This window comes from Bacillus haynesii, assembly GCF_001969855.1.
Taxonomy (GTDB): domain Bacteria; phylum Bacillota; class Bacilli; order Bacillales; family Bacillaceae; genus Bacillus; species Bacillus haynesii.
The window spans coordinates 76,993-95,673 of the sequence record NZ_MRBL01000019.1 but is presented as its reverse complement, the minus strand read 5'-3'; the positions used below and the strand labels follow the sequence as shown (position 1 = coordinate 95,673).

General features: G+C 47.2%; 17 protein-coding genes. 7 read left to right on the top strand and 10 right to left on the bottom strand.

Translation table 11 applies throughout. The annotated features are described in order from the left end of the window. Nucleotides 1-21 precede the first annotated feature (21 nt). The 6 genes from BTA31_RS17240 to BTA31_RS17215 form a co-directional block, all read right to left on the bottom strand. Nucleotides 22-2,184 (bottom strand): YhgE/Pip domain-containing protein, encoded by a 2,163-nt coding sequence (locus BTA31_RS17240; RefSeq protein WP_076793292.1) that lies wholly within the window; start codon nucleotides 2,182-2,184, stop codon nucleotides 22-24. 73 nt (nucleotides 2,185-2,257) lie between these two features. Next, nucleotides 2,258-2,830: a TetR/AcrR family transcriptional regulator gene (locus BTA31_RS17235; protein WP_076793291.1), complete on the bottom strand. Its 573-nt coding sequence runs from the start codon at nucleotides 2,828-2,830 to the stop codon at nucleotides 2,258-2,260. A 196-nt stretch (nucleotides 2,831-3,026) separates the two neighbouring features. Next, the gene (hemY, locus tag BTA31_RS17230) at nucleotides 3,027-4,439 is read right to left on the bottom strand and encodes a protoporphyrinogen oxidase (protein ID WP_043927074.1); all 1,413 of its coding nucleotides are present in this window, start codon (nucleotides 4,437-4,439) and stop codon (nucleotides 3,027-3,029) included. Between the two features lie 15 nt (nucleotides 4,440-4,454). Continuing rightward, nucleotides 4,455-5,393, bottom strand: coding sequence for a ferrochelatase (gene hemH, locus BTA31_RS17225; protein WP_076793290.1), 939 nt, complete (start codon nucleotides 5,391-5,393; stop codon nucleotides 4,455-4,457). A 73-nt stretch (nucleotides 5,394-5,466) separates the two neighbouring features. After that, complete coding sequence (gene hemE, locus BTA31_RS17220) at nucleotides 5,467-6,528, bottom strand: uroporphyrinogen decarboxylase (RefSeq protein WP_167370615.1); 1,062 nt, start codon at nucleotides 6,526-6,528, stop codon at nucleotides 5,467-5,469. Nucleotides 6,529-6,652: 124 nt separating this feature from the next. Continuing rightward, nucleotides 6,653-8,791: a transglycosylase domain-containing protein gene (locus BTA31_RS17215; protein ID WP_076793288.1), complete on the bottom strand. Its 2,139-nt coding sequence runs from the start codon at nucleotides 8,789-8,791 to the stop codon at nucleotides 6,653-6,655. A 132-nt stretch (nucleotides 8,792-8,923) separates the two neighbouring features. On the opposite strand from BTA31_RS17215, the gene BTA31_RS17210 reads away from it, so the two are divergent. The 3 genes from BTA31_RS17210 (at nucleotide 8,924) to BTA31_RS17200 (ending at nucleotide 12,212) form a co-directional block, all read left to right on the top strand. Beyond that, entirely contained in the window at nucleotides 8,924-9,427 is a 504-nt protein-coding gene (locus tag BTA31_RS17210) for an antibiotic biosynthesis monooxygenase family protein (protein ID WP_083698336.1), read from the top strand. Between the two features lie 107 nt (nucleotides 9,428-9,534). Then, nucleotides 9,535-10,911 (top strand): hypothetical protein, encoded by a 1,377-nt coding sequence (locus tag BTA31_RS17205; protein WP_076793286.1) that lies wholly within the window; start codon nucleotides 9,535-9,537, stop codon nucleotides 10,909-10,911. A gap of 140 nt (nucleotides 10,912-11,051) precedes the next feature. Then, on the top strand, nucleotides 11,052-12,212 hold the full coding sequence (locus BTA31_RS17200) for a M20 family metallopeptidase (protein WP_167370616.1): 1,161 nt from the start codon (nucleotides 11,052-11,054) through the stop codon (nucleotides 12,210-12,212). A 31-nt stretch (nucleotides 12,213-12,243) separates the two neighbouring features. Here BTA31_RS17200 and BTA31_RS17195 read toward each other — a convergent pair whose 3' ends face one another. From BTA31_RS17195 to BTA31_RS17185, 3 genes are read right to left on the bottom strand one after another with little or no spacing between them, the layout of a single operon-like run. Further along, nucleotides 12,244-12,954, bottom strand: coding sequence for an EcsC family protein (locus BTA31_RS17195; RefSeq protein WP_076793284.1), 711 nt, complete (start codon nucleotides 12,952-12,954; stop codon nucleotides 12,244-12,246). Between the two features lie 52 nt (nucleotides 12,955-13,006). Next, entirely contained in the window at nucleotides 13,007-14,230 is a 1,224-nt protein-coding gene (locus BTA31_RS17190) for an ABC transporter permease (protein ID WP_043927082.1), read from the bottom strand. Next, nucleotides 14,223-14,963, bottom strand: coding sequence for an ABC transporter ATP-binding protein (locus BTA31_RS17185; RefSeq protein ID WP_076793283.1), 741 nt, complete (start codon nucleotides 14,961-14,963; stop codon nucleotides 14,223-14,225). Before BTA31_RS17185 ends, BTA31_RS17190 begins: the two co-directional genes overlap by 8 nt. Before the next feature lie 525 nt (nucleotides 14,964-15,488). On the opposite strand from BTA31_RS17185, the gene BTA31_RS17175 reads away from it, so the two are divergent. The 3 genes from BTA31_RS17175 (at nucleotide 15,489) to BTA31_RS17165 (ending at nucleotide 17,849) form a co-directional block, all read left to right on the top strand. After that, the gene (locus tag BTA31_RS17175) at nucleotides 15,489-15,908 is read left to right on the top strand and encodes an HIT family protein (RefSeq protein ID WP_043927084.1); all 420 of its coding nucleotides are present in this window, start codon (nucleotides 15,489-15,491) and stop codon (nucleotides 15,906-15,908) included. Nucleotides 15,909-16,105: 197 nt separating this feature from the next. After that, nucleotides 16,106-17,179, top strand: coding sequence for a 3-phosphoserine/phosphohydroxythreonine transaminase (serC, locus tag BTA31_RS17170; protein ID WP_076793282.1), 1,074 nt, complete (start codon nucleotides 16,106-16,108; stop codon nucleotides 17,177-17,179). Between the two features lie 142 nt (nucleotides 17,180-17,321). Beyond that, a complete protein-coding gene (locus tag BTA31_RS17165; protein WP_076793281.1) occupies nucleotides 17,322-17,849 on the top strand; it encodes a tryptophan transporter in 528 nt (175 codons plus the stop codon). A gap of 90 nt (nucleotides 17,850-17,939) precedes the next feature. On the opposite strand, the gene yhzF is transcribed toward BTA31_RS17165, so the two are convergent. Then, nucleotides 17,940-18,131 (bottom strand): membrane protein YhzF, encoded by a 192-nt coding sequence (yhzF, locus tag BTA31_RS17160; RefSeq protein ID WP_003180258.1) that lies wholly within the window; start codon nucleotides 18,129-18,131, stop codon nucleotides 17,940-17,942. A gap of 158 nt (nucleotides 18,132-18,289) precedes the next feature. Here yhzF and BTA31_RS17155 point away from each other — a divergent pair, with 158 nt between their 5' ends. Next, entirely contained in the window at nucleotides 18,290-18,646 is a 357-nt protein-coding gene (locus BTA31_RS17155) for a YtxH domain-containing protein (RefSeq protein WP_003180256.1), read from the top strand. Nucleotides 18,647-18,681: the final 35 nt, after the last annotated feature.

Genomic DNA, 18,681 nt, shown 5'->3' with positions numbered 1-18,681 from the left:
GCTTGAAAAGATGTTTTTCTTTTATGCATGCTGCTCTTCAATTTTTCCTTTTCTCAGCAGCACTTTAAAATAAATCAGCGTCAAAGCCATCATAACGATCGCAACAACGCCAAGCACGGCAGCCTGTTCCCACATATACGCGTAGTCTCCGCTTGAAATCACCGCTCTGTATCCGGCAATGCTGTAGGTCATCGGCAGTGCGGAATGGATGACCTGGAAGAACTTAGGGACAAGTGCAAGGGGAAAAGTTCCTCCGCTTCCTCCAAGCTGAAGCACGAGCAGAATGACGGCAATGAATCGTCCCGGATTTCCCATTGTCGCAGCCAAAAACTGAATGATCGCAAGGCATGTAATGCTCATGATCATACTGAACAGATAGAATCTCCAGACGCTTTGCACTTCAAGTCCGATGCCCCAGAGAATAATCGTGCAGGCAATTGCCGCTTGAAGAATTCCCACTGCAAAAAGCACGCTGAATTTGCTCATAAACCAGCCAAAAGCTGATTCGGGCCGGACAGCCGGCTCTTTCACATCGAAGACAACGGTGATCATTAATGCACCGACGAATAAGCCGAGCGACAAAATATACGGGGTTAATCCTGTTCCGTAGTTGGAAACCGGATCGATTTTATCGCCTTTTACATCGACGGGATCTGAAAACATATTGTAGTTTTCGTCTCCCGCTTGAATATCGCCGGTTTGATCGGCAGCATCAGACAGCTTATCAAACAGCTCCCCGCTTCCGTCAGACAGCTTGCCAAGACCTTCATCAAGGGATTTGGCCCCTTCTGCAAGCTTGGAAGAACCGTCTTTCAGTTTATCAGCCGCGCTTTGCAGATCGCCGAACTTCCCGACTAATGTCTGGCTGCCTTCGGCGATTTTGGATGATCCGCTTTTCGCTTCTGCGAATTTTTCGTTGTAAGCACCCAAACCGTTTGTCAGCGCATCGAGCCCTTGCTGAATCTTTTGCGATCCTTTATAAAGTTTATTCACATCCGAAGGGACTCTCTTCAATTCCTCAAGCTTCTGTTTCAGCCCGGATAAATCGGGAAGTTCGCTTACATCGGGAATTTGCGCTTTCAACTTGTCAAACTCAGGAAGCTTCACTGTTCCCATTTTTTCGTCGACTTGTTTCGAAAGCGCAGTTTTCTGTTCTTGTGTCAGCATGTTGCTGGATTCAATAATTTGTTTGACCTCGCTGTGCTGGTTTTTCAATGCTGCTTCAAGCTCATCAATATTTTTTGAGATCTGGCTGAGTTCTTTTTTCGCCTTTTCGGCGTTGGAAAGCGCCGTTTCAAGCTGCTGAATCTTTTCATTTGAAATCGCTTCTTCGAGTTTGCTTATCATCTGCGCTTTTTCATTCATCTGCTCCAATCCCGCCACAATCTGAGGCATGCCTTGTTGGAGCTGTTGAGCACCGCTGTGCAGCTGGCCGCTTTTTTCCAAAAATTGCGCAAGCCCTGAATCAAGCTCATGAATTTTGTCGTTCAGCGTATTGAATGCTGTGCCGAACTTCTCCATTCCGTCTTTGTTGAACTGAATTTGGCTTTTTGCGAGCTTTTCAAGGTTCTTTTTCAGCGTTTCGCTTCCTTCTTTCGCATCTTTCAGTCCTTTATCCAGTTTTCCGGCTCCTTCGCTGGCTTCACCGAGACCTTTTGCGATTTTGCCGAAATTGTCAAAGATGACTTCAGCATATTGCTGCGTGATTTCAGAACCGACTGAATGCTGAAGCTGTTCAATCGCTTTATCGCTGATCTGGGCGCCGACATAGTTTCGTCCGGCGTTTGTATGGTAAATCAGATTCAGCTTTTTCGGATGTTTATCCATAACCGTGCTGGCATCTTTCGAAAAGTATTCAGGAATTTCTACAACCATGTAGTATTCCTCATTTTGCAAGCCTCTCATCGCTTTATCCTTCGTCGTAAAATGCCAGTCGAATTTATCGTTTTTTTTCAGTTCTTTGACAAGGTCGTCACCGATGTGAAGGTCTTTTCCTTCATATGTCGTCCCCTTGTCTGAATTTACAACCGCTACGGGGAGCTGATCGACGTTTCCGTATGGGTCCCAGTACGCCGCCAAAAATATGCTGCTGTAAATCAGCGGTATAAAGAGAACCCCGATCACGGATATCAGTAGCTTTTTATTGGTTATCAGTTCTCTCCACTGGTTTTTGAAAACATTCATGTTGATACGCCTCCTAGTTAGTAGCCGCTCTTTCTATGCGGCTAAGCACCCCTTTAAACAAAGAAAGGATAATCTAACGAGATAATCCTTTTAAAATATACATTTTCAGCATCTCTGCCAACTCTTCATCTTTCAACGGTTCATGGTTTTTTTCCCAGTCAAAGATGAGCGCGATGTAAAGCTTGAAGATGACAAACGCGTTCAGCTCTGGGTCACACCGTCTAATATCGTCATTTTTAATCGCTTCTTTAATTTTTCTCTTAATATAGCTGACGACCATGCGTTCCAGCTTTTCAATGACTTCGCGGGCCGCCGGTGTGCCGAGCTCCGCACCTTCCTGAAAGATTTTGATGGTCAGCTGGTGCTTCTTTCTGTACTCCAATATCGCCATCATCGCGCGATGGGCATTTTCGTGAAAAGGCAGATCAGGATCAATCGCTTGATCAGCCGTTTGCTTCATTTCAATCAGAAGCGAAGAAAAAATATCATCGAACAGTTCCTCTTTATTCTTGAAAAAAGTATAAATCGTACCCTTGCCGACATTGGCAAGCTTCGCCACCAGATCCATCGTCGTCGCTTTGTAGCCGAATTGTGTAAACGATTTTTTCGCCGCTTCTAAAATCAGTGCTTTTCGATCTTTGCTCACGGTTTCTCACCCCGAAATTGACTATTTGAACATTTTGGTCAGTAAGTACAAAAAGTAATTTAACACACTTGAAAATAAAATGCAATGATTTAAATGTTATCTTTTCCATAAACAAACTTTAAAATGATGAAAGCTATAAAAAGAGTGAAAATAAAAAAGCCGCCGAATGGATTCGGACAGCTTTATTTGCTCTTCTTTATTCGAAAAGGTGCGAGAGTACATCGGCTACGGCCTGCTTGCCTTGGTCGATGCAATCCGGGATGCCGACCCCTTCAAAAGAGGCCCCCGTCATGAAAATGCCCGGATATGATGCTTCTAAACCTTCCCTGATCTCTTTAATTCTTTTCTTGTGGCCGACATGGTATTGCGGCATCGCTTCATGCCACCTTGTGATGCAGGTCATTTCCGGCTCGCCGTCGATCTTCATAATCCGTTTTAAATCGTCGAGGACGATTTTCACCATTTCGTTATCCGACTGTTCGACAACGGACTCATCGCCGGCTTTCCCTACGTACGCCCTTAACAGGACTTTTCCTTCAGGCGTTGTGCTCGGCCATTTTTTGTTTGTCCAAGTACACGCCGTAATGGAAAAGTCACTGTTTCTTGAAATGACAAAGCCTGTGCCTTGATGCTCCATTTGGACGGCTTCTTCCGGAAATCCGAGGGCCACATTGGCGACAGATGTTGACACCATATCCTCTAAACCCTTCAGCCAATCCTCTTCTTGAAACATCGCGGCAGCGGCTTTATGAGGAGCGGTGACCACGGCTGAATCGGCGTGAAGCACCTTGCCGTTGTCAAGCTTCATGCTGTAAGCGGAGCCCGCACGCTCGATGCTGACGACCTTTGTGCCTTTATAAACCTTTGTGATGCCGAGCTGCTTTTCCAATTCTTCAACAATTGTCTGCAGGCCGGTTTTCACCGTCTGGAACTGGCCTTTCTTTTTGTTTGCAGGCTTTCCAGCGCTCTGGGCGCCGCGCGATTTTTTCATCCCGATGATCAAGCTTCTGTACTTCTGCTCTGTCTGATAGAACTGCGGGAAAGTCGACATCAGACTGAGACGGTCGATGTCCCCGGCATAAATGCCTGACAAAAGCGGTTCGATCAAGTTCTCCACCACTTCACCGCCGACGCGCCTTCTGAAAAATTCTCCGAGCGATTGGTCTTCCTGCGGCTTGCTCGCTGGAAGCACCAAATCCATGCCGGCTCTCAACTTCCCCGGCAAGGAAAACAAGCCGGTTGTCAGAAAAGGACCGATTTTTGTCGGCACCCCCATCACAGCTCCTTCCGGAATCGGATAGAGCGTTTCGCTGACAAGCACATAAGACTGGCCTGTCGCATTGTTCACGAGCAAATGCTCCAGCCCGAGATCCTTCACAAGCTGAGGTGCGCTTTGTTTCCGTTCCAAAAATGAATCCGGCCCCCGTTCAATCACATAGCCGTCTTTGTGTACCGTCTGTATCTTTCCGCCCAGTCTCGGACTTGCTTCAACAAGCGTGACTTCGGCCGGGAGATCGTTTTTTTTGATTTCCTTCTCCAAGTAGAAGGCGGCGGCCAATCCGGTAATACCGCCGCCGATGATGACAATCTGCCTGCGTTCTCCACTCATTTACAATCGCCTTCTTTACTGTTCTTTCTCCAATTGTTTTAATACAACATCCGCTAAAGCATCGATAAACTCATGTTTAGCGTTAGGCATTTCAGGTCTGTAATAGCTTGCTCCGATATCGTCAGTGACGACTTTGCATTCATAGTCATTGTCATAAAGGACTTCCAAATGGTCGGCTACGAAGCCGACGGGAACATAAACAAAAGCGCTGTACCCTTTTTGCTCTGACAAGTCGCGCGTCAAATCCTGAACATCCGGTCCAAGCCACGGATCAGGGGTGTTTCCTTCGCTTTGCCAGCCGACGGCGTAATCTTTTACACCCGCCGCTTCGGCAATCAGCTTCGCTGATTCTTGAAGCTGTTCAGGATATGGATCACCCATTTCGACGATCTTTTCGGGAAGGCTGTGCGCCGATACAATCAAGACGGCGTTTTCCCTTTCTTCCGAAGGCATTTCGTCATATGTTTTTCTCACCTGATCCGCCCAATATGCGATGAATTTCGGCTCATCATACCAGCTGTTGATCGATGTGATCGACAATCCGCCGAGCTTTTCAGCCTCATCTTTCGCCCGCTTGTTGTACGACTGTACGCTGAAGGTGGAGAAATGGGGCGCGAGCACGATGCTGACGGCTTCTGTAATCCCGTCTTTGTGCATCTTCTGAACGGCATCCTCAATGAAAGGTTCGATATGTTTGAGACCGATATATGACTTGAATACCACATCATCCTGAAGCTCGTTTAAGCGTTTTTCCAGCTGCTTCGTCTGCTCCTGCGTGATCTTTGCAAGCGGAGAAATTCCGCCGATCGCCTTATAGCGGTCTTTTAAGTCCTGAAGCATGTCAGGCTCAGGCTTTCTGCCTCTTCTGATGTGTGTATAATAACGTTCAATGTCTTCCTCCTTGTACGGCGTCCCATACGCCATGACAAGAAGCCCCATTTTCTTTTTAGCCAACGTGAACACCTCTTTAAAGATCATGATCTATACGTATTTTGACAGTTTATATTGAAAAGACCAACTGAAATGCTCATGTGATCAGGCTCGATTTTTTTGAGGCGGAGTACTCATGAACAAATGCCGTCAATTTTTTCAGTGTGTCGGGACTCACTTCGGGAAAGATCCCGTGTCCGAGGTTAAAAATAAACCGGTCCGTCTGCATGCCTTGATCGAGAATGGCTTTCGTCCTTTCTTCGATGACTTCCCACGGAGCAAGCAGGATTGAAGGATCCAAATTTCCCTGAAGCGTTTTTGTCAGCCCCATCTCCCTAGCTTCCTGTACGCTCATCCGCCAGTCCAGCCCGACGACGTCGAGGTCAAGATCGTGCCATTCAGACGCGAGGTGGCTTGCGCCGACCCCGAACATAATCAGCGGTACGCCTTCTTTTTTCAACTCTTTGAAAAGAACGTCCATCGTCGGTTTGATATAGCGGCAGTAATCACCGGTATTCAGCGCACCGACCCAGGAATCGAACACCTGGATGGCTTTGGCGCCGGCGCGGATTTGGGCTTTGACGTATACAGCAGCCATTTTTCCGAGCTTTTTCATCAAGAGATCCCATGCAGCAGGCTGGCTGTACATAAACGCTTTTGTTTTATTGTAGTTTTTGGACGGGCCGCCTTCAATCATATAGCTGGCCAGTGTAAACGGCGCTCCTGTAAAACCGATCAGCGGAACGTTCAGCTGTTCTTCTGTCAAGAGCCTGATCGTCTCCAGCACATATGGAATATGCTCCTCCGGCTCGAGTTCGCCGAGTTTTTCAACATCTACGAGAGATGTGATCGGCTGATCGATGACAGGACCGATGCCATTTTTAATTTCGACGTCAACGCCAATACCTGGAAGCGGTGTCATTATGTCTTTATAAAGTATTGCCGCATCGACACCGTATTGTTCGACGGGCAGCCTTGTCACGTAAGCGCACAATTCGGGCTGATGGGTAATTTCAAACAGTCCGTATTTTTCCTTGAGCGCTCTGTACTCAGGCTGTGATCTTCCGGCCTGCCTCATGTACCATACCGGTACATGGGCTGCCTTTTCTCCTCGGCACGCTTTTAAGAATGTGTCATTAAAAGCCTTGTCGTTTTTCATCATGATATCCACCTTTCAGCTGCAACCATACGTTCGCAAAATTACTCCTTCCAATATACCGTTTTTTTATTGAACGGTATACTCATGAGACTTATTGTTCAAGAAATTGATGAATTTCGGGTACCTAATGACCCGAAGGAAACACTTTCGGTTCGACATAATCAGTTCCTTTCCCCTCTGTTTTCGTCTGCGGATTGTATGGAACAATTTTATAGGAAGCATTGGAAAAGATGTTTGCATAAGGGATTGAAAAGCTTCCTTTTCCCTTAACCGTATCAATCAGCGTTTCTTTTCCGTTTTTCCTTTCATATATTCGGTATTCAACCCTTTTATCCTCTTGTTCATGCCATTTTAATGACACCGTAATCAGCCCCATCGGCGTAAAGGAGTAGTCTGCTTTAACACTTTCCAGGTCTTCGAGGCGGATCGGCCTGTCCAGATCTTTTACCCCTTCAGGCGCCTTAAACCGTTCAGGCTTATGGTTGGAGCGTTTTAAAATGTCTTTAAACAGCCTTGTCGGATAGGCGCTGCCGCCTTTTAAATAATGGGATTCATCCGTTTTATCGTAGCCCATCCAGACAGCTCCCGTCACTGCAGGCGTGTATCCTGCAAACCAGGCATCTTTTGTTCCGCCCTCTTTTCCGGTATACGTGGTCGAACCCGTTTTTCCTGCAATCTCTCCGGAAAAATCACCGGCTTTTCCCGTTCCGCTTTTCACGACCTCCTCTAGCATCCTCGTCATATTCCAGGCTGTTTGTTTACTGAAAACCTTTTCTGATTTATCCTCGTGGCGGAACATGACATCGCCGTTTTCGTCCGTGATTTTATTAATAAAGAACGGCTCGGTGTATTGTCCTGTATTTGCAAATGTCCGGTATGCCCCGGCAAGCTCGAGCGGCGACACTCCTTTTTCTAAGCCGCCTAGTCCCAATGCCAGGCCCTCATCCGGCACGTTCATGCCCAAACGGCTGAGATAAGGCTTCACCGTTTCGATACCGATCTCATTTAACGTCCATACAGCAGGCGCGTTTTTGCTGTAGGTCAGCGCATCCACCATTGAGACCTTGCCCTCGTATTGGCCGTCATAGTTTTTTGGCGAGTAGCCGCCGTATGACAGCTGTTTATCCTCGAGCATGGAGTACGGCTTGAACAGCTTTTCTTCAAGAGCGGGGCCGTAAACGGCAAGCGGTTTAAACGTCGAACCCGGCTGGCGCGGGGCGGTTGCCCTGTTGTAGCCTTTCGGAGCATATTCCCGTCCTCCGAGAGCGGCCACTACGCCGCCTGTCCGGTTATCGATAAAAACAGCGCTCCCTTCAGCTTTGTTGTCTGTTCCGGGAAAATAGCCGTCCTGCTTCATCAGCGTGTAGGCCGCTTTTTGAATCGAAACGTCGAGCGGAACACTGATCGTGTATCCACCTTGGAGAAGCTGTTCGCTCGATATCGAATATTTGTCTTCCGCTTCTTTCATGACAAGATCAATATAGCTGTCAAGCCACGGATTTTTTGATTTTTCTTTCACATGGAGGCCCAATGTGCTGCCTTGGGCCCTGACGGTTTCCTTTGAGCTGATATATCCCTGCTCGTTCATCATGCCAAGAATGACATTGCGCCGCTCCCGGCTTTTTTCCGGATTGAGAATAGGCGAATACGTTGACGGCGCTTTAGGGATGGAAGCCAGCACCGCTCCCTCACTGACCGTCAAGTCTTTCACATCTTTGTTAAAAAAGTAGTTTGCCGCCGCCTGGATTCCATAGACGCCGTGCCCGAAATAAAGCTGGTTCAAATACATTTCCAAAAGCTTGTCTTTGCTGTAATCCCGCTCCAAATTGATGGCGATAATGACTTCTTTTGTTTTTCTTAAAAACGTTTTGTCGTGTGTCAAAAAAGTGTTTTTTGCGAGCTGCTGGGTGATCGTGCTTCCGCCTTCCACTTTTCCTCCAGCCAATATATCTTTATAGACCGCACGGCTCACCGATTTCAAATCGATGCCGTGGTGCTCATAAAAGCGCTTATCTTCAACCGCGATAAAGGCATTTTTTACGCCGTCCGGCACTTCGGCAATTGAAACAGGTCTTCTGTTTTCGGTATAGAGGCTGGCGACTTCTTCTCCATTTTGGTCGACGATTTTAGAAGAAGCATGGAAAATCAGTTTCTTTTCATCAATCACATAATCCCCCAGAAACAAAATCGTAATATATCCGATTAACGATAAAAGGAATATCGCCGCTGTAATGATGATTGGAATGAAAAATCTCTTTCTCATATGGTCACCTCATTCCTTTCTATAGCTAGTATGGGAATTTTTTCTTCAAATTATGTTGCAGCATTTATGGCGGGTAATAGATAGAATTTTAAATCGTCCTTTTGTTATACTATCAAAAAAGGGGTGATGAAATTGAATTTTTACATGACATACGGAACTGTCGATTTTTTAAAAAAGCTCGCCAAACAGCACGGTCTTGAAAACATGTTATTTATGAAAAACTACGATTCCGCCATACTCTTTCACGAAACCGACGGAGAAAGCGTCTTTCATTCTCCTCACCGCTATGAAATCATCGATCAGTCGGGAACATTGGAACATTCCGGATTCACCGTCCTCAACAACATCCCAGTCACACCGGAAGGAAGACCGCTTTTTGAAACCCGTTTTAAAAACAGAGCCGGAAAAATCGAAAATCAGCCCGGCTTTAAAGCCCTCAGGGTGCTGAGGCCGAAAGACAGCGATACGTATATCGTATTGACGCTGTGGGACACAGAACAGTCATTTCAGGACTGGAAAAACTCCAAATCGTTCGGCGAAGCCCATCAAAAGAAGGAATCTTCCACTGGAATCAACCAAGGCGGAACGATTTTTTCACGCCCATCCTATATTTCTTCGTATCATTCTGTCGAATAACTGCCTTTTAAGGCAGTTTTTTATTTCCGAGGAAATGAGCCCCTTCCTTCACACTCTGACAGCCCAGGAATACGCTGTATGAGGTTATGTTAACGGGGGGATCGGGAATGGAAATTGAATTAACGTCCGTTCACTTTTTATATTTAGGCTTTATCGCAGCTATTCTCGCGTTTATGCTTCTTCGTCTTGATACCACCTTTATATCGCTTGCCGGGGTTTTTTTCATTTCATTAGCGGCGACCGATTCTGTCATTGCCTCTGTGATGGGCCTGTTTAACAGCTTAATCTACGCCGCCAGAGAACTTCTCCCGACCATTTTCATCATCTGCTTTACCGTTTCGATGAGCGAGCTGCTGACAAAGACCGGCGTCAATGAAGCAATGGTCACTCCGATCGCCAAATGGATGAAAGGCCCTGTCTTGGCCTACTGGATCACCGGAGCTTTAATGTTTATCATTTCTTCATTTTTTTGGCCCTCCCCGGCTGTCGCACTGATCGGCGCCGTCCTCTTGCCTGCTGCGCTGAAAGCCGGCCTCTCCCCGATGGCGGTCGCGTGCGCCATGAATTTGTTCGGCCACGGCTTCGCTCTTTCAGGCGATTATATCATCCAGGCAGCGCCTAAATTGACCGGAGATGCAGCCGGACTGTCCGTTGCTGAAGTGATGTCTGCAAGCGTTCCACTCGTCTTGATCATGGGCTTTTCGACAACAGCGGCAGCCTTTTTTATGCTCAGAAAAGAGAAAGGCAACAGAGCAGCGGCAAACAGTGAACAGCAGCAAAGCGAACCTGAGTGGCTTCTTCCCCCTGCCCCCAGAAAATGGCTCGCGCTGATGATTCCGGTCATTTTTTTAGGGGATATCGCCGCGATGCTGATACTGGAACTGCAAGGAGACGAAGCGACGGCGCTTGTCGGAGGAACGGCTGTCTTCGTCATGATTCTCATTCATTTTATCGTCCACAAACACCGGGGTCTTGAGAAAATCACCGGCTATTTCATTCGCGGATTTCAGTTCGGCTTTAAAGTGTTTGCCCCCGTCATTCCGATCGCCGCCTTTTTTTACTTGGGCGATGCGGGTTTTGAAAAAGTATTGACAGCGGAGATGACCGGTTTCTCTAATCGGATCGTGCAGGACCTCGGCTCGGCTTTTGCCCACAGCGTTCCGCTCTCTCCAGAAATCGCCGCGGTTGCGCTCACTGTCACAGGAGCGGTGACCGGTCTAGACGGCTCCGGATTTTCAGGGATTTCTCTCGCCGGATCAGCCGCTTCGATGTTTGCTGCGGCGGTTGACGGCAACCCGGCCGTTCTGACCGCGCTCGGCCAAATCTCAGCCATTTGGGTCGGCGGAGGTACGCTTGTGCCATGGGCGCTCATTCCGGTTGCAGCGATTTGCAAAGTTGACCCGTTCGATCTTGCCAGAAAAAACTTTATTCCTGTAGCTGCCGGATTAACCGTCACAACGATTGCCGCCATTTTTCTTCTATAAAATGTGACGGCAAGGTTGAACAGCGGCTCCAATTGTCATAAAATTATAAAAACTTACTATTTCTAAAAGGAGGAATTTTTTTGAGCGCGTCCGCATTCGTTCAACAAATCAATGAGCAGCTTGATGCACACTACGATGAAATGGTTAAATTGAGGCGCCATTTTCATCAGCACCCAGAGCTTTCTTTTCAAGAAAAGAAAACAGCCGCATTTATCGCCTCTTACTATGAAGCGCTCGGTATTCCTATCCGCACCAACGTCGGCGGGGGCGGAGTTCTCGCGCACATCGAAGGCGGATCGCCCGGCCCCGTCATTGCCCTTCGAGCCGATTTTGACGCGCTTCCCATTCATGATGAAAAAGACGCACCTTACCGATCGACGGTGCCGGGAGTCATGCATGCCTGCGGACACGACGGGCACACGGCCACCCTGCTCGTCCTCGCGAAAACTTTGAATGAACACGCGGACCGTTTAAAAGGAAAGATCGTTTTCATCCATCAGCATGCCGAGGAGTATTCGCCGGGCGGAGCCAGGCCGATGATTGAAGACGGCTGTCTTGACGGTGTTGACGTGATTTTCGGAACCCATTTGTGGGCTACTGAGCCGACGGGAACAGTTCAATACCGAACAGGACCGATCATGGCCGCTGCGGATCGTTTTACGATTACGATTAAAGGCAAAGGCGGGCATGGCGCACAGCCCCATAAAACAAAAGACGCCGTGTTGATCGGATCGCAGATCGTCACTTCCCTCCAGCAGATTGTCAGCCGCAGGCTCGATCCGACTGAGCCGGCTGTCGTTTCGACAGGATCATTTGTTGCCGAAAACGCCTTTAATGTCATCGCTGATCAAGCGGTTTTAATCGGAACGGCGCGTTCCTTCAATGAAGAAATCCGCTCCTTGATTGAAAACGAAATTGAACAGGTTGCAAAAGGTATATGCAGCATGCATGGCGCTGACTGTGACTATTCCTTCGAAAGGGGCTATCCGCCGGTCTGCAACCACCCGGAAGAAACGGCCTTTCTCGCCAAAATCGCCAAACAGACGGAAGGCGTTGAAAAAGTTGAGGAAAGCGGCATGCAAATGGGCGGGGAAGATTTCGCTTACTACCTAGAGCGCGTCAAAGGTACATTTTTCTTTACAGGCGCCCGTCCTGAAGATCCGGACGCGGTGTTTCCCCATCACCATCCGAAATTCGATCTTGATGAAAAAGCGATGCTGATCGCAGCCAAGGTACTGGCAAATGCCGCGGTCTCCTATCAGGAGAAAGAGCAGGCGATCAGCGAAACGCCTGCAATGTAATAACCGAAAAAGCAAAAAAACAGCCGGATCATTAATATCCGGCTGTCTCATGAATCAATCTCAGATGGAAAACGTGCCTCGCTGTTTCCCCAAGGTGCCCAAGCAGCTTATAGTTAGCCGTTCCGCCTACGACCGCGCCGAAGCCCGGCACAAGCTGAAGCAGCTTTACAAGATCGAGATAGTCCCGGTATTCCTGCTGAAAAGCTTGCCAATCGATTTCGCGCTTTTCGGTTTCCCAATGTTCAATCATGCGGAAAATTTCTTTGCGGTGCGCTTCCCCGGAAAAGGCGAGCTGAAAAATATACAGAAGAAACATCCGCTCTTCTTTCTCCTTGATATCGTACCCGTAAATCGATGCCAATTCAAACAGGCATTTCATTTTGATGCCGAGCAAGAGCGGAAAGTCCGCCAGTCCGAGAAAAATCCCGCCTGCACCTGTTCCGATCCCTTCAACTGCAGCCGCCTTTTGATACTGGGCGATCGTTTTCTGAGCCAGCTCATCTTTTTCCCTTAGTGAAAGCGTTCCTGTTTTCTTGTCAACAGTCGTCAAATTTGAGCCGAGCAAAGTAGCCTCGACCATCTTTTTAATGCTTTCTGTTATCGCTTTGTGAACTTTGGCGGGAATGCGGGCATTGATTTTCGACTGTACGCCTTTCGACATCCGCTCAGCCATCGACGGCTTTCTGAGAAACTTCATTTTCCAGCGGATCGCTTCCTCCAAATAAAGCTGGTTTTCATTCATGCGCCACTCACCTCTTCTTTTATCATACTTGCGGAAAAAGAAAAGGATTCACCTATCTCTTGGCATTTTTCTTTAATCTGCTGCTGAAATAAGGCTTCAAAATCACAAATATAAGCAATGCGGAGCCGGCCAGTCCGGCGAGCATCCCGGTCCACTGCATCATGGCTCCGGCAACGGCAGACAAAACAAGCGCCTGGACGCTCAGAACAATGTGAAGCAGGCCGAAAAAGCTCTTCCGCTTTTCTTCTGCTTTGACTGGATAAAGCTCCTGCAGTGACAAGTGTGAAAAATGATCAAACAGCGGCGTCAGTTGAATTCCTGTAATGAATACGGTAAAGACGATGAGCGCAGCAGATACCCACTCATATGTCGAAAAATAAGCGATGATGATACCAAAAATCACGGTCAGCCTGACGACGATACCGAAATAGTCGTTTGATCTGATAAATGCCCTTCCGTACATATATGTAAATGTCCGGCGCTGTTCATACGGAATAAACCGGAGCATCCAATCGAGATATGCTCTTCTTTTCGCATGCTTTCTAAGGTGGGGAACGTCCGTGAATAGGTTCGCAATTCGGTAGAACCGCTGCTTTCTTCTGATTTCGTCTTCTATATGCAGCTCCCATTTAAACGATTTTTTCTTATCGATCATTTTAAAATATACATACAGGGCGGCCATAATCAGGTAGACAGCTGCTGCAAATGCGTATGAAGACGCTAAAGCGAAATAGATCACGATCGTGTTGAGAAGCAGTCTGACAATCCAGTCGGTGACCCTCATGTTTTTTTCGCCGAAAAACGTCATCCGCCATTGCATCGCTGTGTTCCATCCTTTTAAGACGAGCAGTTGAATCAGCAAGATCAAGTACGCGGAAAACGCCTTGCCGCTCACTTCAAGATAGAGCGGCGCCAAAACGAGAGCCGCGGCGGCCAGCGGAAACAGCTGCGTCAAAAAACTGAACCGGAAAGCCTGCTGAAAATACGGCTCCATCTTTGCTTCGAGCGGCAGCAAAAAGACGAGGTCCGCTTCTTTAATCAGCGTGCGGACGTACGAGCCTGTCAAAATGAACGAAAAGATGACGGCCATCACCCAATAGGCGGGAAAACCTTCGGGCATCTCTTTCAGCCATTTGCTGTACCAGCTCGCAGCTCCTGCAAGGAAAAAAATCATGACGATGACAAGGTGGTCATTCAGCATGTATTTCAAATATGATCTTGTTTCTTTGACATACTCCTCAATTCTTGTCTTCCAAATCCCCAGAATGCTATTCATAGCTCTCTTCCTTCGTCAGTTCAAGATACAGGTCATCGAGGCTCGCTTCTTCCATCGAAAACTGTTCTCTGAGCTCTTCAAGCGTTCCTTTCGCCCGCACTTCGCCGTTATGGAGAATGATGAAGGAGTCGCAATACCGCTCTGCCGTTGCCAAAATATGCGTCGACATCAAGACGGCCGAGCCGTTTTTCTTCGCTTCGTTCATCCGCTCGAGAAGGGCATTGATCGCCAGTGGATCAAGGCCGAGAAACGGTTCGTCTATAATGTACAGGTCGGGTTCGACAAGGAAAGCGCACATGATCATAACCTTCTGCTTCATTCCTTTTGAAAAATGGGCCGGGAACCATTTCAGACGCTTCTCCATTCTGAATTCTTTCAAAAGCGGCTGCAGCCTTTTCTCAAACGTTTCCTTCGAAAGCCCGTACGCCATCGCCGTCAGCTCCAAATGCTCCTTCAATGTCAGCTCTTCATATAAAATCGGTGTTTCCGGAATAAACGTAAATTGGGAACGATAGCTTTCCGGATCGTCCATGAACGTTTTGCCGTTCAATTCAACAGATCCTTTGTGCGGTTCCATTAAGCCGATGATATGCCGGATCGTCGTGCTTTTCCCCGCTCCGTTCAAACCGATCAGCCCGACGATCTGCTCCCGTTCAATCGCAAATGAAACATCGCGCAGCACCGGGTTTCTTGTATACCCTCCAGTTAACTCTTTAACAGTCAGTAGTGACATACGTTCGTTCCTTTCCTGCATTTTTCTTAATAGTACCAAAAACAAGAATGTATTTGAAACGTTTTCCCTCCCGCTTTTCAGGCTTAAAATAAAACGAATAATCGAATGCGCCTCAGGACATTCTAATTCTTGAAGAAGGGAAAGCTTATCAACTCTGGCGAATGAGGTGTTTGTCAAAGACAAAATCGGCAAGAGTTCCTGAGTATGAAACATGTCAAGCTTAGAAATTTCTTTCATCCACTGAATTGAGAAAGCACCTGCTTTATTTGACATCTCCGTCATATAAAAAAGGTGTGACGATCAAATGAGGTGTTTGTCGCAGGAAATGTATAGGCGTTACAAGCTTTCATTTTGACGAAAATGGGGTGCTTGCAAAAGGCAGTTAACGTTTCTTCATTAAAGCCGTACCTTCTTCAGGCAGGGTGAACGTTGGAGCCGTTCATCCTGTTTTTCGTGTTTTCTCGCAAATTGTGGTAATATGTTGCTTATACATAACCTTTCCCTAATGGAAAAAGGAGGAAAAGTATGAGCGACTGTATTTTCTGCAACATCATAAACGGAGAAATCCCTTGTGCAAAGGTATTTGAAAATGAACATGTGCTGGCTTTTCTCGACATCAGCCAAGTCACAAAAGGGCACACGCTTGTGATTCCAAAAGTTCATAAAACCAATATTTACGAAATGACACCTGATGTTTCAAGGGAATTTTTTGAAGCGGTTCCGAAAATCGCGCAAGCCATTAAAGACGAATACGAGCCGATCGGCTTAAACCTTCTGAATAACAATGGCGAAAAAGCGGGGCAGTCCGTCTTCCACTATCACATGCACATCATCCCCCGCTACGGCAAAGGAGACGGATTCGGAGCCGTCTGGAAAACACATGCGGATGACTATTCACCGGAAGACTTGCAGAACATTGCAGCTTCCATCAACAAACACCTGTAAACGAGACGTTGTCCAAAGGCGTCGGCAGCTGCCGGCGCCCTTTTTTCGTTCAAAAAAACTCCACATTTATCAGATCGCCCGGCACTGCTAAATAGACTTGCTCTATATTTCACACAATTCAAATTTTTTATGTATAACCGGGACCTTTTATGATAGGATTGTTTTATATTTTTATACACGAACAGGGAGCGATTGTGATGATACGTACAACGAACTTTAACGCAGGACCGGCAGCACTGCCTTTAGAAGTACTGCAGAAGGCTAAAGACGAATTTCTCGATTTCAATGGTGCGGGGATGTCCGTGATGGAGCTGTCCCATCGCAGCAAAGAGTATGACGCCGTTCATCAAAAAGCGAAAGCTCTGCTAAAAGAACTGATGGACATACCTGATGATTATGAAGTTATGTTTCTGCAAGGCGGAGCAAGCCTTCAGTTTTCAATGATTCCGATGAACTTTCTCTCCAAAGACAAAACGGCCCACTTTATGATGACAGGCGCCTGGTCTGAAAAAGCGCTGGCCGAAGCAAAGCTCTTCGGAAACACATCGATCATCGCGTCCAGTAAAGAAGATACGTACAGTTATATTCCCGAAGTGCCGGAGATTCCGGCAGACGGAGCTTACCTCCACCTGACTTCCAACAACACGATCTTCGGAACGCAGTGGCAAAAGTTTCCTGACGCTCCGATTCCGGTTGTCGCAGATATGTCCAGCGATATTTTAAGCAGAAAAATCAATGTTTCCCAATTTGACATCATCTATGCCGGCGCTCAGAAAAACCTCGGACCGTCAGGGGTGACCGTTGTCATCATGAAAAAAGACTGGCTCGGCAAAGAAAACGAGCAAGTTGCCAAAATCCTGAAGTACTCAACACACGCTAAGGCGGATTCGCTCTATAATACCCCTCCGACTTTTGCGATTTATATGCTGTCTCTCGTGCTGGAATGGCTCAAAGAAAAAGGAGGTCTTGATACCATTGAGAAACGCAATCGCGAAAAGGCCGGAATTTTATACAATGCGATCGACGAAAGCGGCGGATTCTACCGCGGCCATGCGAGAGAAGACAGCCGCTCAAACATGAACGTCACCTTTACGCTCAAAAACGATGAGCTGACAGCATCATTCATCGCAAAGGCAAAGGAAGAAAAAATGTCGGGGCTTGGCGGACACCGTTCGGTCGGAGGCTGCCGCGCTTCGATTTACAATGCCGTATCAGTTGAAGACTGCGAAAAGCTGGCGGCCTTTATGAAGAAATTCCGCGAAGAAAACTGATGTTTATCCTGATGATGGAAGATGGCGAAAAAGGCTTCCCCATTCCTTCGAAAGTTTGATATACTACTAGAAAGCTTTCGCAATAAATGACGAGCATATTATTGGAAAGCGTAAAAAGAGCCTAGATGAGGAGAGAATAGACATGAAAACAAAAGAATTAGTGGCTATGGCCCTGTTTGTCGCCATTGGAGCGGCGCTGCATGCTGTGATTCCGCCTTTTTTCTACGGGATGAAGCCAGATATGATGCTGATCATGATGTTTATGGGAATCCTTTTGTTCCCTAGATTGCAAAATGTTCTCGTCATCGGAGCCGTGACAGGCGTCATTTCCGCGTTGACGACTGCTTTTCCCGGGGGACAGCTGCCCAACATCATCGACAAACCGCTAACAGCCTTGATGTTTTTCGGCGCATTTCTGCTTGTGAAAAAGCTGCACAGCAAAACGCTTGCTGCCGCCGGATTAACTGCTGCAGGAACGGTTCTTTCCGGAACCATTTTCCTCACGGCTGCGCTGTTCATCGTCGGCCTGCCTGGAAACCAGGGGTTCATCACCCTGTTCTCTGTTGTCGTTTTACCGGCTGCCGTGATCAACACGATCGCCATGGCGGTCATCTTTCCGATCGTGCAGTCGATCATGAAGCGTTCAAGGCTGATTGAACCAGTCAAATAAACCAGAACCTCTTCTTGAAAAGGGACATCCTTTTTTGGAAGAGGTTTTTTTCGTTTTGATGGTCAAAAAAAGGGGAATCCGCCCGATATTTTATATAAGAAGCTGAATAAAAAAAAGGAGCAGGAGCGCCAATCCTGCGCTTCCCGTACAAAAAAGCGCTTTTTGTTTAAGAATGCGTTTCGGCGGATAAGATGCAGAATATCCGAGAAGCCTTAAATAATAAAAGGAGCCGGCGGTAAACACAGCGCTTATAATTGTCAAAACAATGATAATGACAGACAACCCTCTCCCTCCTTTTTAAAAAAGTATGCTAAAATAAAGCAAGCTATGCAGAAGTTTCTAAGAAGAGGAACGGATTGCCTGGCTCGGACGTCAATATTTAATTATAAGACGGGCGCCTGCCAAGCCTGATCTTTAAAAATATAACCGGGGTGATATACATGTCAAAAGGCCGATCTTTAGCAGCTGGACTGATTGTAGGCGGTGTTATCGGCGGTGTTGCAGCATTGCTGACCGCGCCGACTTCAGGAAAAAACTTGAGAGGACAGCTTAAAGCCAACTGCGGTAAATGGGAAGACACCGTCAAAAGGCTGAAAAACGACGGAATCGCATTAAAAGAGCAATTCGTCAAAACCGCCATAGAAGGCGCGGAAATCATCAAAGACGTCGGCAGCGAACTGCAAACGTCCATCCAGGAATGGCGCGAGGAAATCAAACCTCACCAGCAGGACTTAAAAAAGGAAATCGCTGAGATTGAAGAAAAGATAAAACAGCTGGAGAAAACCTTACAAAACTAATATACTCAGCGAAAAAAATGAACCTTAAAAAAGGG

Bases quoted from the DNA above. Each gene is read 5' to 3' on its own strand.
- BTA31_RS17240 (WP_076793292.1), bottom strand. From the start codon at position 2,184: ATGAATGTTTTCAAAAACCAGTGGAGAGAACTGATAACCAATAAAAAG.
- hemY (WP_043927074.1), bottom strand. From the start codon at position 4,439: ATGAGTGGAGAACGCAGGCAGATTGTCATCATCGGCGGCGGTATTACC.
- hemE (WP_167370615.1), bottom strand. From the start codon at position 6,528: ATGAAAAACGACAAGGCTTTTAATGACACATTCTTAAAAGCGTGCCGA.
- BTA31_RS17215 (WP_076793288.1), bottom strand. From the start codon at position 8,791: ATGAGAAAGAGATTTTTCATTCCAATCATCATTACAGCGGCGATATTC.
- BTA31_RS17205 (WP_076793286.1), top strand. From the start codon at position 9,535: ATGGAAATTGAATTAACGTCCGTTCACTTTTTATATTTAGGCTTTATC.
- BTA31_RS17200 (WP_167370616.1), top strand. From the start codon at position 11,052: ATGGTTAAATTGAGGCGCCATTTTCATCAGCACCCAGAGCTTTCTTTT.
- BTA31_RS17195 (WP_076793284.1), bottom strand. From the start codon at position 12,954: ATGAATGAAAACCAGCTTTATTTGGAGGAAGCGATCCGCTGGAAAATG.
- BTA31_RS17190 (WP_043927082.1), bottom strand. From the start codon at position 14,230: ATGAATAGCATTCTGGGGATTTGGAAGACAAGAATTGAGGAGTATGTC.
- BTA31_RS17185 (WP_076793283.1), bottom strand. From the start codon at position 14,963: ATGTCACTACTGACTGTTAAAGAGTTAACTGGAGGGTATACAAGAAAC.
- BTA31_RS17175 (WP_043927084.1), top strand. From the start codon at position 15,489: ATGAGCGACTGTATTTTCTGCAACATCATAAACGGAGAAATCCCTTGT.
- serC (WP_076793282.1), top strand. From the start codon at position 16,106: ATGATACGTACAACGAACTTTAACGCAGGACCGGCAGCACTGCCTTTA.
- BTA31_RS17165 (WP_076793281.1), top strand. From the start codon at position 17,322: ATGAAAACAAAAGAATTAGTGGCTATGGCCCTGTTTGTCGCCATTGGA.
- BTA31_RS17155 (WP_003180256.1), top strand. From the start codon at position 18,290: ATGTCAAAAGGCCGATCTTTAGCAGCTGGACTGATTGTAGGCGGTGTT.